The sequence below is a fragment of the Lentzea sokolovensis genome (genome assembly GCF_033949975.1).
Classification (GTDB): Bacteria; Actinomycetota; Actinomycetes; order Mycobacteriales; family Pseudonocardiaceae; genus Lentzea; species Lentzea sokolovensis.
This window is the reverse complement of record NZ_JAXAVU010000011.1, coordinates 284,645-299,551: the sequence shown is the minus strand read 5'-3', so window position 1 is coordinate 299,551 and position 14,907 is coordinate 284,645. Positions and strand designations below refer to the sequence as shown.

Here is a 14,907-nt window from a genome sequence, read left to right as displayed (position 1 = left end):
ACCTGTCGTTCGGACCCGTGCCGCGCGTTATCGCCGTCCGCCGAGGTCATCCGTAAGGACCAACGCGAGCTCACCGCGAGTCGCGATGCCGAGCTTCGCGTAGGCGTTGGAGAGGTGGTTGTCGACGGTCCGCACGGAGATCACCAACGATTCGGCGATCTCCTTGTTCGTCAGGCCCCGTGCGGCCAGCGCGGCCACCTCGCGCTCACGACGGGTGAGCGGCGTCAGCGTCATCCTCGCCAACGCGGGCGTCCGTGCGCCCTCGCAGTGCTTCACCAGCCGCCCGAACAACGCTCGATCGCCCGACGCGGCGGCAGCTTCGGCCGCGAACAGCACGTACCCGGCCGTCTCGAACCGCGCGGCCACCTCTTCCAGCGCGGTGGAGTCGTTGCGCACCAACGCCTCCGCATGCGCGGCGTACACCGGGACCAGCAGCCCGGTCGTCGTGGAGGCGAGCTCTCGGAGTCGTTCAAGTGCGTCGGAGGCGTGCCCGAGGCGGACGGCCTCGTGCAGGAACACCGCTTCGGCAGCGAATTCGGTGTGCGCCCTGGCATCCTCGGCCGCCTCGAACGGCGACGTGCCGCCCGCCCAGATCCGCGCCTGCCACAGCCCGATGCCGTACGGGCGCATCCCCGGCGGCGCCAGCTCTTCCGCCTCCGCGAGCAGCGCACGCGCGTCGTTGCCCAGCAACGCCTCCACGTGGGCAAGTTCGCAGAGTCGTACGAACGGCTGTACGGGCCGCGCCTCTCGCAGCAGGCGCCGTGCTTCGAGCAACCGTCCACCCGCCCGTGCCAACCCGGCGCACGAAACGGCCCAGCTCGACCGCATGGAATCCCACTCGGCCTTCTCCCGATGCGCTTGCACGGCAAGACGTTCGGCACGAGCCAGTTCACCGTGCAAGGCGTGCACGAACACCTCGGAGAACGCGTTCATCTCGGCGCCCAGCCCGACGTCGGGGTTCGGCGGGACGACCGGGAACGGCCCGGTGTACCTGCCCTGCACCACGTCGATCATCGCGAGGATCGCCGCTTCGGCCGGATCGGCGTACGAGAGCAGCGCACGAGCCTCGTCGTACTTGCCGGCGAAGAACAGGAGCGCGGCCCTGCCCGCCGGCATCACGATCATCTCCGCGGCCTCCTCGGTGCGCCCGAGCGCCCATCCGAGGTTCATCGCGCGCATGGTGCGGACCTCGATCGGGTCGTCGTCGGTGGCGACTCGTGCGAAGAGCTCCTCGGCCTCCTCCGCACGATCCGTGAACACCAGCACGTAGGCCAACTGCCGTGCGGCCTTTACACCGCCACCGACGGACCACGCGGCGCGTGCGAGCCGTTCTGCCAGAACGACTCCACCTGTCGAGGCAGCGAGGAGAGCGGCCTGCAGCAGCTGAGCGGGATCGTCCGCCGTACCGCTGTCCAGCCGCAACACGGCTACTCGCAACGGATCGTCGAGCACGGAAGCCAGGTACCGCTGATGGTTGCGCTTGCGCAGAGGAGGGCACTGCGCGCGCAACACCTCGCCGTACAACGGATGCGCGAGCCTCAGTCCCTCATCGGTCACGGTCACGAGCCCGTCCAACGCCTCCGACGCGGCCAGGTCCAGCGGCTCGCCGAACGCGAGCAGCTCCAGCACCCGGCGTTCCTCGGCGGGCACCGCGGCGAGGTGCGCCTCGATCAGCTCCACGAGCCGTGGCGACAACGGCAGTGGACCGTCCAACGACCACACACCGCCGTGCGACACCCACTGCGCGGCGAAGTGCATCTCTCGCAACAGCAACATGTTTCCGGCTGACGCCGTCCACAGCCGATCGGCCGTCGCACTGTCCAGCACACCGCCGAGCACGGTCTCCAGCACCTCGACGACCACGGCACGTCCGAGCAACTCGAGTTCGATGCGCGGCAGCAGCTCGTCCTTCCAGAGCGCCACCACCGGATCCGGCGCGCGCTCACCCGACCGCAGCGTCGCCACCACGACGGCTTCCCGGTGGTGCACGAGCTGGTGCAACAGTCCAGCCGACGCGTCATCGAGCAGATGAACGTCGTCGACCACCACGACGCGATCGCGCAACGCGGTTCGTGCGGCGGTCAACATCGCCAACGGCGAGGGATCTACCGACGGCAAGAAGGGCGCCATCACGCCGAGTGGAATCTCCGACATCGCCGCTGTCGCACGCAACCGGACGTCGCACGCGACCTCGTCCAACAGCCGCGTCTTGCCCACGCCGGCAGGACCAGCCACGATCAGCCCCGCACCACGCACCGCATGGCGGACCGCGGCGAGTTCGGCGTCCCTCCCCACGAACGGCCACCCCACCCCGTCAGGCTAGGTGATCCGCGCCGTCAAGATGGGTGATCGCCTACTCATGCCTCTGACCAGCGCGGACACCACGATGACGGCATGAGCTTCTTCACCGATCCGACCCCGTACTTCGACGAGTGGCGCGAGCGGGGACCCGCGTTGATCGAAACCCCGGACGGCCAGAGGTCGTGGATGATCAGCCGCTACGACGACGTCGTGCAGGCGCTCGGCCACCCCTGCCTGAGCAGCGCCATCATCCCCGGCGGCATGCTGAACCACACCGATCCGCCGGAGCACACCCGGTTGCGCAAGCCCATCGCGCGCGCGTTCTCCACACGGCGGATGGAAGCGCTACGGCCACGCATCGAGGAGATCGCCAACGAGCTGCTCGACGCGTGGCAGGACGCGGAGGAGGTGGACGTCATCGAGACGTTCGCCTATCCGCTGCCGATCACTGTCATATGTGAACTCCTAGGTGTGCCCAAAGAGGACAGAGACGAGGTCCGGCAGCTGACCGCGGAGCTGCTCGCCCCGGCGACCATGGCCGAGGCCTACGGCAGGTTCGCCGCCTACGCGCAGGAGCTCGTGCACACCAAAGAGCCCGGTGACGACGTCATCACCGAGCTCCGCGACGAACCGAACCTCGTGAACACCCTTGTGTTGCTCATCACAGCAGGTCATGAGACGACCTCGCAGCTCATCGGCAGCGGCCTGCTCGCCCTGCTGCGCGATCCCGCCCTGAAGCGGTCGCTGGTCGACGATCCGATCCTGATTCCGGAGGCCGTCGAGGAGTTCCTGCGCCACGACGGTCCGTTCGCTCTGGGGCTGGGTCGTGTCGCCACTGCCGACGTGGTGATCGGAGGGGTCACGATTCCGAGATCTTCGCAGGTCACCGTCTCACTTGGGGCGGCGAACCGGGATCCTTCCCGGTACTCCGATCCGGACGTGCTGCAGCTGGGTCGAAACCCACACGTCGGGTTCGGTCACGGGATCCACTACTGCGTGGGGGCGCGGCTGGCGCGTATCGAGGGCGAGATCGCGTTCGGAACGCTCCTTCGACGATTCCCGGAACTCGTGCTCGCCGCTGAGCCCGAGTGGCGGGAGTCATTCATCCGAGGCTTGGGATCATTTCGCGTGCGACCGAAGCCCTGACAGCGGCGCGAGCCGCCACCAGGTCGTCGACCGCGTAAATCTCGGGGCAGGACGCGATGACCAGGTCCTTGTCTGACGCGACAGTCAGCAAAGAAGCTTTCTCGGTCAACGACTTGGCTTGCCGCACAACTCCCTTGGCATCAACGCGGATCAACGTGACCCACGTCTCTGACCAGGGAAAGTCGGCGACGGCGCTGGATTTACGCAGGCCTTCCACATCGAACTCGGCAAATCTGGGCATGACACCAAGATAACGAGTCGAGGTAGCGGAAAGGCAAAGATCACCCTTTCACCGCAATGCAGCCAGCAGATGGGACAGGTTGACACCAACGGCGTCGGCCAACCGGCGCACGACTTCCGGAGCGGGTGCCAACGGGTGTGTCTCGCGGGTGAACGGGAGACCTTCACCGCCGGAAAACTTCGATTGCGGCGTAACGGGCGCGAGGATCGGGTAGACGCGCCAGCGCGGCACCTTCGAGTCCGCCATGGCGAGAGTGTTCTCGTGCCACAACATCACGGCCGATGACCGAATGTTGCGCGCGAGGACGCAGCCGTGGCCCGTGAGCGTGATCGCGCGCGCAGCGGCCCGCACGGCGTTGCGGAACTCGCCCTCCACCACCCACACACCGTTCATGAACTCCGCGGTGAAGCCCTCGGTCTCCAGCGCGGCGATCGTCTCGGCGTGCTGATCGTCCGCCGCGGCGGTGGCCAGTTCGACGACCTCCCGCACCTCCGACTCCGTCACGACGCGCGCACCTGCCTCTGTGGAGGCGTGCAGGAGCCGTTCGACGTGACGGTCCTCCGCGTAGGCCGCCCACTCCTGGGCCTTCTCCCACGCCGACCGTGCGATGACGTCGGCCTCAGAACCGCCGCGCAGCCGTGCGTCCTGCAACAGCTGTGCGAGCACCACGGCGATGACAGAGCTCAACAGGGCGTCGTCACGTGGTTCGTCGTCCTCGGGCACGAGAGAGACGACCAGGTCGCGCAGATCGGCACGCCAGCTCTCGTCACCCGCCCACACGCCGATGGCGAGCAGGTTCAGGTAGTGGTCCGCGAGGGCCATCCGCACGAGCAACGGCTGAGTGCCCGCCTCCCGTGCGTCGCGGCGCGCGGTCACCTTCATCTGCTGCAGTTCCGCGGGATCCACCACGCTCACACGGATCTTGTCGAGTTCGTCGAGGAAGTCGTCCCACCGGTCGTCCGAGAACCGGGCGAAGACGTCGTCCACCTGTTACCTCCAGCTCAGAGTCGAGCGACGGACTCGAGTACTCGTCTGGTGCGCGCCACTTCGTGCGCGCGAAAGACCGCGGCGCCCGCCAACGCCGCGATCGCGGTCGCGACGAGGGTTCCCTCGACGCGCTCGTGCAGTTCCACGCCGAGGGTCTCCCCGACGAAGTCCTTGTTGGACAGAGCCATCAGCACTGGCCACCCGGTCGCCACCAACTCGTCCGTGTGCCGCACCAGCGCGAGGCTGTGCCATGTGTTCTTGCCGAAGTCGTGTGTGGGGTCGATCAGCACGCTCTTGCGAGGCACACCGAGCGCGACCACCCTCTCCGCGCGCGTCGTCGTCTCCGCGATGACGTCCGCGACGAGGTTCGGATAACTAACCCTATGCGGACGCGTGCGGGGCCGCGCACCGCCCGTGTGCGAGCAGACGTAGCCGGCGCCGTACTCCGCGGCGACCTCGGCCAGTTGCGGGTCCGCGCCCGCCCACGTGTCGTTGAGCAGGTCGGCACCGGCCTCGCAGACGAGCCGGCCGACGTCGGCGCGCCAGGTGTCGCTGCTGATGACGAGGTCCGGGTAGGCGGCGCGCACGCGGGCGATGAACGGCACGACGCGGCGCACTTCCTCGCCGGAGTCGACCAGATCGCCGGGGCCTGCCTTCACACCGCCGATGTCCACGATGTCCGCGCCCTCGTCCACGACGCGGTGCACGGCCTCCATGGCCACGTCCTCGGCGTAGGTGGCGCCCTTGTCGTAGAACGAGTCCGGCGTGCGGTTGATGATCGCCATCACCAGCGCGTGGTCGCGGACGACGGTCCGGCCGCGGAACTGGAGCTCGATCACATCCCGTGTCTACCAGGTGGTCCCCGACCTTTGCACATGGCGGACGTCTCATACTGCATGGCGTGGAACTGGTGAAAGCGGTCGACGCGCTCTGGCAGCGCGGCTGGCTGCCGTACGACCTTCGCGAGATCGTGTCGCGTTCGCTCGACGAGTCGGCCTCGTCCCTCGTGGTGGACGTGATCGCGTTGTCCTGTTCGCCGCACGCCGAGGCGACCGTGCATCCGCGGTGGCAGCGTCAGCTCGACGAGATCGGCGCCTCCGTGTGGTGGGAGGGGCCGCTGATCGAGGCGTGGGCGACGCGTCACATCGAGACGCTGTCGTATGCGAACCGCACGGCCGCCGAGCTGCTGAAGTTCCTCGGGCGGTTGCCTTCGTTGCCGCACATCCTGCCGTTGCCGGGCGACGTGTTGACGTTCGCCGTGCGCGCGGGGCTGGACCCGAAGGTGCTCAACCGGGTCCGCGGCCTGCTCGCGAAGGCCGAGTCGACGGCGTTCCCCGAAGAGGCGGAGGCGCTGTCGGCCAAGGCGCAGGAGCTGATGAACCGGCACGCGCTGGAGCGGGCGATGCTCGACGCGGACCTGCCGGCGGAGGCGACGTCGCGGCGGATGTGGCTGGACAAGAGCTACTTCAAGGAGAAGGCGCAGCTCGTGCACGTGGTCGCGGAGGCGTTCCGGTCGCGGGCGGTGGCCTACGACGCGTTCGGGTTCATCGCTCTCGTGGGGGACGAGGTGGACTTGGAGAGCGTGGAGCTCCTGTCGACGTCTCTGCTCGTGCAGGCGACACGGGCGATGGTGGCCATCGGCGGTCCGGCGGGGAAGGGCAGCGAGGCGCGCTCACGGCCGTTCCGGAAGGCGTTCCTGGTGGCGTACGCGTCGCGGATCGGGGAGCGGCTGGAGGCCATGACGGCCGTGCCGGTCTCCCCGGACGACCCGATCGTCTCGGACGAGCGGCTGCTGCCGGTGCTCGCGGACCGCAAGCAGGCCGTGGACACGTTGTTCGAGCAGATGTTCACGCGTACGCGCACCTCACGCGTGACGGTGCGGTCAGCCGCGGGTTGGGGTGCCGGACGTGCGGCCGCGGACCGCGCCGACATCGGTACCGGGCGGAGCGCCGTGACGTCGGGCTAGGCGTGGCCCCCCACCCCTTCGAGTGAACTCCCCCGTCCCCAGGCCTCTCCGGCGGCTCACCCCGGAAAAAGAGTCAGACCCCCTCCCTAACGTCGACCCCATGACATCCACCTTCCACAACGAGATCAAGCTCGGCGAGGTCAACTACCGGCTGAGCGCGACGACCGACTCCGACGAATCGATGGTGCTCGACCTGCTGGGCTCGCTCGACTCGGGCGAGGTGGTCGCGGACGGCCGCCTCCGGTTGCCGGTCGAGGGCGGCACCACGATCGGCAAGCTCCTCGCCCGCGTCCTGGGCGCCCACACGCGCCTGCGCGGCAAGCCGTCCCGCCACGCGAACGCCAACCAGCCCTGGACCGAATCCCTCGACACCGAACTGCGCACCACCTGGCTCACCCCGACCGACCTCCTCTCCCCCGCGCTGATCAGGTCCCTGGCCGACGACATGCAGCGCTCCCCCACGGCCATCCGCGCCCGCCTGGCGAGGGTGGGCTGCGATCCGGACGTGCCCGGCCGCGAACTCTCCGCGACAGCCGCCGTGCTGCTAGGGGGAAAGTCAGGGGCCACTCAGGGAAAGACCTGATTCGCGAAGCCCGCGCCCAGCGGATTCTGGAGTAGCAGGCACCAGAGTCTCAGGGGGTAACAGTGGAAATCGGCGGCTTGTTCACCGCGCTGCTCTTCGGAGCCATCATCGGTGGTCTCGGCCGCCTGGTGATCCCAGGCAGGCAACACGTCTCGCTGCTCGCGACCATCCTCGTGGGCATCGTCGCCGCCCTGCTGGGCACCGCGGCCGCCACGGTCCTCGGCGTCGCGAACACCCCGGGAATCGACTGGATCGAACTGGCCCTGCAGGTAGGCCTCGCCGGCGTCGGCGTGACCCTGCTGGCCAACCGCTCCAGGCAGAAACTCCACCGCTGACCCTCCGGGCAAGGGCGGCCCACAGCCGCCCACCCACTCACCCGTCCGCCAAGACCCGAGCCGCCACGCCCTCCGCGCGCCCACACGCCACCGCGCCCGGACCGCACGGCGCCCAACGGGTCCACGGCGCACCAGTCCGGCGAACACCCCTCACAGCTGTCCGCAGTCCGAGCCGCGCTGCTTCCCGCGCCCCAACGCGCCCGAACCCCAACGCCCCAACGGATCCCGCAACATCGACGCCTGGCTGCGTGCAGGCGCCGAGCGGCTGCACGAGTCGGTGTTCCTGCGCCTCGGCTGGATCACCACGACACTCATGACCAAGTACATCTAGTCGCCCGGCTTCAGAGCGAGATACGCCGGACGCAACAGGTCGGCCAGCGACGACCGGCCCACCGTGATCGGCACGCCGTCGAACTGGTCGAGCACGGCGTCCGCGCGCACCACAGCGGTCGGGTCGCCGAGGTTGATGCTCGTGGTGGTCTGCTTCTGCCAGAACGTGTCCAGGCACCTCGTCAGCGGCGGAGCCTCCTCACGGACCACCGCCGAACGCACGCTTCCACGCAGCATGCGGAGGCGGTCGAGCAGTTCCTCACGGCCGCGGCCGCGCCAGGCGAGGATCTCGAACGGGTCCTTGTCGAACGACTCGGCCAGCAGGTAGCAGGTGGCGGCGAGGTGCTTGCACGGCACCTCCCAGTCCGGGCAGCTGCAGTCCATCGTCAGCTCGCGCTGCGTCGCGGGGAAGAGCCGCAACCCCAGGGAGGCGAACAACGACTCGATGTCACTCGGCATCTCGCCGGCCAGCAACTTCGCCGCGTACAGGGCTTTTCCGGCCAGGGCGTGCTCGATGCGCTGCCATTCCTGGCCGGTGAACGACTTGATCGCGATCCGCGTCTTGTACGGCGTGGGACGCGAGCCCTGCACCAGCGCGATGACCATGCTCGTGGACAGCGACAACGACAGAACCTGGCCCTGCCGCGCGTAATTGCGGCCGCGGGTCAGCCTGCCACCCATGCCGAACGACTCCAGCACCTCGATGAACCGCCGCGACCACCAGGTGGCGCCGATGTCACCGCGTTTGCTCGTCGCCTTGATGCCGTTGTCCACCTTGATGGTCTTGCCGTAGCGGGGGCGTTCGCCCGACCAGTGCTCACTCACCGATGGCCTCCCCGGACAGCGTCAGCAGGTCCCGCAGCTGCGCGGTGGACAGGTCGGTGAGCCAGTTCTCGCCGGCGCCGACCACCAGCTGGGCCAGGGCGCGCTTCTCCTCGATCATGGCGTCGATGCGTTCTTCCAGCGTGCCGATGCAGACGAACTTGCGCACCTGCACGTTGCGGCGCTGGCCGATCCGGAACGCGCGGTCGGTCGCCTGGTCCTCGACCGCCGGGTTCCACCAGCGGTCCAGGTGGATCACGTGGTTGGCGGCGGTGAGGTTGAGGCCGGTGCCGCCTGCCTTGAGCGACAACAGGAACAGCGACGGGCCGTTCTTGTCCTGGAAGCGCTCGACCATGCGGTCGCGGGAGGCTTTGTTCGTGCCGCCGTGCAGGAACATCACCTCGGTGTCGAAGCGCGCGGCCAGGTAGGGCACGAGCATGCTGCCGAACTCGGTGAACTGCGTGAAGCACAACGCCTTGTCACCCTCGGCGAGCACTTCCTCGAGCACCTCCTCCAGGCGCGCGAGCTTGCCGGAGCGGCCGGCGACGCGGGAGCCGTCGCCGAGGAAGTGGGCCGGGTGGTTGCAGACCTGCTTGAGCTTCGACATGGTCGCGAGCACCAGTCCCTTGCGGCCGATGCCCTCCGCTTCCTCGATCTTCTCCAGCATGTCGTTGACGACGGCCTGGTAGAGCGAGGCCTGCTCGGTGGTGAGGTTGCACAGCTGGCGCATCTCGACCTTGTCGGGCAGGTCGCTGATGATGCGCGGGTCGGTCTTCACGCGCCGCAGCACGAACGGGTTCGTGATCTTGCGCAGGCGGGCGGCGGCGCCCTGGTCGTTGTGGCGCTCCACCGGGACGGCGAAGCGGGCGCGGAACGTGTTGACCGTGCCCAGCACGCCGGGGTTGGCGAAGTCCATGATCGACCAGAGCTCGGCCAGGCGGTTCTCGACGGGCGTGCCGGTCAGCGCGACGCGGTGGCGTGCCTTGATCTGGCGCACGGCCTGGGACTGGCGAGTAGCGCTGTTCTTGATGTTCTGCGCTTCGTCGAGCACGACGCGGTCGAAGGCGAGGTCGCTCAGCGCGTCGGCGTCGCGGGCGGCCAACGCGTAGGTGGTGAGGATGAGGTCGTTGCTCTCCACGGCTTCGCGCAGCGCGTCGCCGCCCAGGCGGTCCGCGCCGTGGTGCACGTGCACCGAGAGTTCCGGGGTGAACCGCGCCGCCTCGCGTTGCCAGTTGCCGACGACCGACATCGGGCAGATCAGCAACGTGGGCGGCCTCTTGCCGTGACTGCGGTTCAACGCTTCCAGCGCCAGCAGCTGAACCGTCTTGCCGAGGCCCATGTCGTCGGCGAGGCACGCGCCCAGGCCGATCTTGTCGAGGAACGCGAGCCAGGCCAGACCGCGTTGCTGGTACGGGCGCAGCTGCGCGAGGAAGTTCTCCGGCGGCTCAACGGGTTCGATCTGCTCGTCGGCCTTGCCGGACAGCAGGTCGCCGAGCCAGCCGTCGGCCTCGACGGACATCAGCGGCAGCGGCAGGCTCTCGTCCTCCTCGGTGAGTCCACTGTGGAGCATCACTTCGGCCGCGGTCATCTGCCCGCCGCCGCGTTTGAGGAACGCGAGTCCCGCGGCGAGCCGTTTCTGGTCGACCTGCACCCACTGGCCGCGCACCTTGACCAGCGGCACCTTCGCCCTGGCCAGTTCGGCGAGTTCGGCGTCGGTCAGCGTGTCCTCGCCGAGGGCGAGCTCCCACTTGTAGTCCACAATGGACTTCAGGCCGATCTCGCTCTCCTTGGCGACGGTTCCGGCCGTGCCGCGGCTCTTCGTCGTGAGCTTCAGCCCCAGTTTCGTCGTCTGCTGCCACCACGACGGCAGCAGCACGCCGAACCCGGCCTGCGCCAGCACGGGCGCCGCCGTCAGGAACCGGTACGCGCCTTCCGCGTCGACCTCCATCTCGGCCGGATGCGAGCCGCGCAACGCCTCGTCCAGCTCAGGATGCAGCTTGCTCGCGCGGCCGAGATCGGCCAGCAGGTGCTCCTGCGGTGCCGGGATCCAGCGCCGCAGCACGCCGTCGTCGGCGAACCACACCTGGTGCGCGGGCACGAGAACGCTCGGCTCATCGACGGCCTGCAGCAGGAACTCGACGGCCCACTCGTCGTCCTCACGCTGCTCGGGCGAGCGCAGCCGGAAGCACGTGCGCACCGGGCTTTCGTTGCCCGCGCTGTCCCGCCAGCGGTCCAGTTGCTCGCGCAGTTCGTAGAGCTCGACCGGATCGGCGTCGAACGCGGCTTCGCCGGTGAGCGCGGCGAGCCACGACTCCGCGGTCGTCACGCGTCCGCGTCGCGCCGGGGCGAGCGCGGTGCCGTTCAACCGGCTCCGCACCTGCTCGTCGACCGCGGTCGTGAGGGCGGCGCGCACCAGTTCCGCCGGGTCGCTGACGATCTCCTCGCACCGGCAGGCGGGCGGCATCGCGGCCTGCAGTGCCGCGAACCGCGCCGAGTCCGTTCCCGACAGCACCGGCACCCATCGCGCGACGGCCCGCTCCGGCGCGACCGAGGGCAGCACGCGGCCGCGGTCGACCAGGTCCGCGGCGAACCCGGCCACGTCGAACACGAACCGCGCGGAGTCGCTCAGCCGCATCTCGCCGCCGAGTTCCGGGGCACCGTCGAGGCGGATCGTGGGGACGCCCCACTGCCGCAGCTGGACCTTGCCGCGCGGCGCTCGTCCGGCCGTCAGCGGGTCGCGGACCAGCTCGGGCGAGGCCATCGGACCCGATGAGAAGGACGGCAACAGCAACGCCCGCGTGGTCGTTTTGAGTGGTTCCTGCCCGAGCGCGGCGGCCAGTGACTCGGCCGTCGCCGCGAACGGGTGCGGTGCGTCCCGTCGCGTGCTCTCACTGCGTGCGGGCAGCCCGGAGTCCTCGGCCCACAGCGCGAGGACGCCGTCGGTCGTGCACAGACCATGCAGTACGAGCACCTCCGAACCCTATGTGCTCACATTGGCGCCATGGTCGAAGACTCCCCTGTCGTGCTGGACGGTCAGTCCCTCAGCGCCGACGACGTGGTGCGCGTCGCGCGGTACCACTCCCCGGTGGCTCTGCACGCTGATGGCGTCGCACGCCTCGAAGCGTCGTGGGGCGCGAGCCAGCGCCTCGTGGTGCGACGGCAGGTCTACGGCCGCACGACCGGTGTGGGCGCGAACCGCGATCAGATCGTCAGCACGGAAGGCTGGGCCGAGCACGGCCTGCGCCTGCTGCGCAGTCACGCGGGCGGACTCGGCGGCATGCTCCCCGAGGAACAGGTGCGCGCCATGATGGTCGTGCGCCTCAACCAACTCCTCGCGGGCGGCGCCGGCGTGCGCAGAGCCGTGGCCGACGCGCTCCTCGCCGCCCTGAACAGCAGCTGCTACCCCGGCGTGCACGAGTACGGCGCCATCGGCACGGGCGACCTCACCGCCCTGGCCGAAACGGGCCTGACCCTGCTCGGCGAGCGCTACTGGCTCGGCTCCACGCAGACCCCGGACCCGATCGAGCTCGACTCGGGCGACGCGCTGGCGTTGATCAGCAGCAACGCCCTCACCATCGGCATGGCGGGCCTGGCCTGGCAGGACGCGCACCAACTGCTGAAGGCCACGCACGTGGTAGCCGCACTCTCGTTCCTGGCCGTGGACGGAGCCGCCGAGGCCTACGACGAACGCGTCCACCTCGGCCGCCCACACCCGGGCCAGGTCGCCGTGGCCGCCGAAATGCGCCGCCTGATCGGCGAACCCCCACGCCCGGCCGCGCGCATCCAGGACCCGTTCGGCTACCGCTGCTTCCCGCAGATCCACGGCCCGGCCGTCGACGCCGCCACCGACCTGGCCCGCGTCCTGGACGTCGAGTTCAACGCCGCCGCCGAGAACCCGCTGATCGTCTCCGACCACTTCGGCCCGGAAGACGACGCCGCCTACCACCACGGCGCCTTCCACAGCGCGTACCTGGGCCAGGCCCTCGACCGACTCAGGCTGTCGATGCTGCACACCGGCCACATCTCGACCGCCCGCCTGGCAACACTGGTGGAACCGAACTTCACGGGCCTGCGCCCGTTCCTGGCGGAGGGCGTGCGAGGCAGCTCGGGCGTGATGATCCTCGAATACAGCGCCAACTCGGCATTGGCCGAGGTCCGCACCCTCGCCGAACCCGCGAGCATCGGCAACGCCGTCGTGTCGCGCGGCCAGGAGGAGAACTCGAGCTTCGCCTTCCAGTCCGCGTCCCAGGCCCTGCGCTCCCTGACCGCCTTCCGCCTGGTCCTGGCCTGCGAGGTGGTAGCCGCCGTCCGCGCCCTGCGGCTGCGCGGCATCACCCCGCAAACCCCGCCGCTGCGGTCCGCCTTCGAGACAGCCGAGTCGAAGCTCAACCCGGACATGTCCGACCGCCAGCTCAGCCCGGACGTAGAGGTGGCCTCGGCACTCCTGGACGACTTCGCCACCTGCTGACATCCGGCCTTGATCTCCACCAAACTGGAGCTTCTACGGTGGGACGCGACCAGTTGATCGAGCGGGGGATGTGGTTGTGGTGCGTGCTGTCCGTGTGCACGAGTTCGGCGGACCCGAGGTGCTCCGCGTGGAAGAGATCCCCGAGCCGGCGGCAGGTCCGGGACAGGTCCTGGTGGCCTTGGAAGTCGCCGACGTGATCCTTCTCGACACGCTGCTGCGCAGCGGCTGGGGCGGCGAGCACTTCCCGCTGACCCTCCCGTACGTGCCCGGCGGAGGCGGCGTCGGCCGCGTGCTCTCGACAGGCGAAGGCGTGGACCCGGCCTGGCTGGGCCGCCGCGTCCTGTCACGCGCCCCGGGAGGCTACGCCGAGCAGACCCTCTTCCCGGCCAACGAGATCGTCGAGGTCCCGGAAGGCCTGAGCTCGGCGGAGGCGGCAGCCATGGTGCACGACGGCGCCACCGCGCTGCTGCTGGCCCGCCGCGTGGAGATCACAAAAAGCGACTGGGTCCTGGTGGCGGCCGCGACGGGCGGCGCGGGCTCGCTGCTGGTCCAACTCCTGCGCGACGCCGGCGCACGGGTCATCGCCGCGGCCCGAGGCGAGCACAAGCTCGCGCTGAGCCGGGAACTGGGCGCGGAACTCGCCGTCGACTACTCGCTCGACGGCTGGCAGGACCAAGTCCGCGAGGCAACGGGCGGGGTAGGCCTCGCCTTCGACGGCGCGGGAGGAGCACTCGGCAGGGCCGTGTTCGAGACCGTGGCCGACGGCGGCCGCTTCGTCACCTACGGCAGCTCGGACGGGTTCGCCGACATCGACCCGGAACTGGCAAACCGTCGGCGAGTGCACGTGGACAACGTGCTGGCAGCCGGGGCGCCCGACCCGGCGACATTGCGCGAACTCCACACGGACGCGCTCGCTCTCGCGACGCAGGGACGGCTTCGGCCGGTGATCGGCGCGACGTACCCGCTGGCGGAGGCCGAGAAGGCGCATCGGTCGCTGGAGGAACGCGCCACACTCGGCAAGTCGCTGCTGCTGATCTGATCACCCGACACACGGGGAGGGCCCGCCTCGGGCAATCGATCGATGGAGGCCAGTCAGAGGGTGCTGGTCGGAGTGGCCGGTCGGGGGCGATCGAGGCGGCTGGTCAGGGCCGTCGTTCGGGACGGCCGGAGCGGCCGGTCGGGGGTCAGTCGGGACGGCCGAGCTGGGCGGTCGGCCGAGCTCGGTAGGGGTCGGTCGGGACGGCCGGGCTGAGCGGTCGCCCAGGGCGGCCGGTCGGGACGGCCGGGCTGGACGGCCGGGCTAGGCGGCCGGGCTAGGCGATCGGTGGGGGATCGGTCGGGCTGGACGGTGGATCAGGGCGGTCAGGGGTGGCCGATCGGAACGGTCGGGGCCGTCGGTCGGTCTAGAGGGCCAGTCCAGGGAGAGTTCGTCCTGTCCGGTCGGCCTTCTCGCTCACCTGCCGCTCTGGCCGCCCCTTCCGCCGCCGCCCGCCCCCTTCCGCTTTGCGGGGGAAGGTGATCATGGTTTCCGGACATCTACTAGACGGCGTCAGGCGTGGATCGGGACCAGGTTCACCCGTCCGGGTGGCCGAGGCCGGCAGGAACCGGCCGGAGCCGGGCCACGGCTCGTAGATCCCCGCGACCCGACCCGACACGACACGACCCGCGTGCTACTTGCCGGCCTGGCCGGGGTGCGCCGCCATCCCCGGTACGGCGCAGCCCGGCCGG

The 14,907-nt window shown here is 69.7% G+C and carries 12 protein-coding genes; 6 read left to right on the top strand and 6 right to left on the bottom strand.

Features of this window, described 5'->3' with window-relative positions; genetic code table 11:
* Window positions 1-27: 27 nt before the first annotated feature.
* Window positions 28-2,310, bottom strand: coding sequence for a helix-turn-helix transcriptional regulator (locus SK854_RS28295; protein ID WP_319978140.1), 2,283 nt, complete (start codon window positions 2,308-2,310; stop codon window positions 28-30).
* An 84-nt stretch (window positions 2,311-2,394) separates the two neighbouring features.
* Between SK854_RS28295 and SK854_RS28290 the strand changes: the two genes are divergently transcribed.
* Window positions 2,395-3,447 (top strand): cytochrome P450 family protein, encoded by a 1,053-nt coding sequence (locus SK854_RS28290; protein ID WP_319978139.1) that lies wholly within the window; start codon window positions 2,395-2,397, stop codon window positions 3,445-3,447.
* Here SK854_RS28290 and SK854_RS28285 read toward each other — a convergent pair.
* The 3 genes from SK854_RS28285 to folP are packed head-to-tail and all read right to left on the bottom strand — an operon-like array spanning window position 3,404 to window position 5,514.
* Window positions 3,404-3,688: a hypothetical protein gene (locus SK854_RS28285; RefSeq protein WP_093598851.1), complete on the bottom strand. Its 285-nt coding sequence runs from the start codon at window positions 3,686-3,688 to the stop codon at window positions 3,404-3,406. The two genes, SK854_RS28290 and SK854_RS28285, sit on opposite strands and share 44 nt — an antisense overlap.
* Before the next feature lie 48 nt (window positions 3,689-3,736).
* Entirely contained in the window at window positions 3,737-4,675 is a 939-nt protein-coding gene (locus SK854_RS28280; protein ID WP_319978138.1) for a hypothetical protein, read from the bottom strand.
* 14 nt (window positions 4,676-4,689) lie between these two features.
* On the bottom strand, window positions 4,690-5,514 hold the full coding sequence (gene folP, locus SK854_RS28275) for a dihydropteroate synthase (protein WP_319978137.1): 825 nt from the start codon (window positions 5,512-5,514) through the stop codon (window positions 4,690-4,692).
* A gap of 62 nt (window positions 5,515-5,576) precedes the next feature.
* On the opposite strand from folP, the gene SK854_RS28270 reads away from it, so the two are divergent.
* The 3 genes from SK854_RS28270 (at window position 5,577) to SK854_RS28260 (ending at window position 7,559) form a co-directional block, all read left to right on the top strand.
* Window positions 5,577-6,641: a DUF2786 domain-containing protein gene (locus SK854_RS28270; protein WP_319978136.1), complete on the top strand. Its 1,065-nt coding sequence runs from the start codon at window positions 5,577-5,579 to the stop codon at window positions 6,639-6,641.
* 100 nt (window positions 6,642-6,741) lie between these two features.
* Window positions 6,742-7,224: a hypothetical protein gene (locus SK854_RS28265; protein WP_319978135.1), complete on the top strand. Its 483-nt coding sequence runs from the start codon at window positions 6,742-6,744 to the stop codon at window positions 7,222-7,224.
* A 62-nt stretch (window positions 7,225-7,286) separates the two neighbouring features.
* Window positions 7,287-7,559 carry a GlsB/YeaQ/YmgE family stress response membrane protein gene (locus SK854_RS28260; RefSeq protein WP_319978134.1) on the top strand — a complete coding sequence of 91 codons (273 nt, stop codon included), beginning with the start codon at window positions 7,287-7,289 and terminating at the stop codon, window positions 7,557-7,559.
* A gap of 327 nt (window positions 7,560-7,886) precedes the next feature.
* Here SK854_RS28260 and SK854_RS28255 read toward each other — a convergent pair whose 3' ends face one another.
* Both SK854_RS28255 and SK854_RS28250 read right to left on the bottom strand, forming a co-directional pair.
* Window positions 7,887-8,714 (bottom strand): SWIM zinc finger family protein, encoded by an 828-nt coding sequence (locus tag SK854_RS28255; RefSeq protein ID WP_319978133.1) that lies wholly within the window; start codon window positions 8,712-8,714, stop codon window positions 7,887-7,889.
* Window positions 8,707-11,682, bottom strand: a complete 2,976-nt coding sequence (locus tag SK854_RS28250; protein ID WP_319978132.1) for a DEAD/DEAH box helicase — start codon at window positions 11,680-11,682, stop codon at window positions 8,707-8,709. The genes SK854_RS28255 and SK854_RS28250 overlap by 8 nt, the downstream gene beginning before the upstream one ends.
* A gap of 30 nt (window positions 11,683-11,712) precedes the next feature.
* On the opposite strand from SK854_RS28250, the gene SK854_RS28245 reads away from it, so the two are divergent.
* The gene (locus SK854_RS28245) at window positions 11,713-13,179 is read left to right on the top strand and encodes an aromatic amino acid ammonia-lyase (protein ID WP_319978131.1); all 1,467 of its coding nucleotides are present in this window, start codon (window positions 11,713-11,715) and stop codon (window positions 13,177-13,179) included.
* A 79-nt stretch (window positions 13,180-13,258) separates the two neighbouring features.
* Entirely contained in the window at window positions 13,259-14,218 is a 960-nt protein-coding gene (locus tag SK854_RS28240) for a zinc-binding dehydrogenase (RefSeq protein ID WP_319978130.1), read from the top strand.
* The last annotated feature ends 689 nt before the right edge of the window (window positions 14,219-14,907 follow it).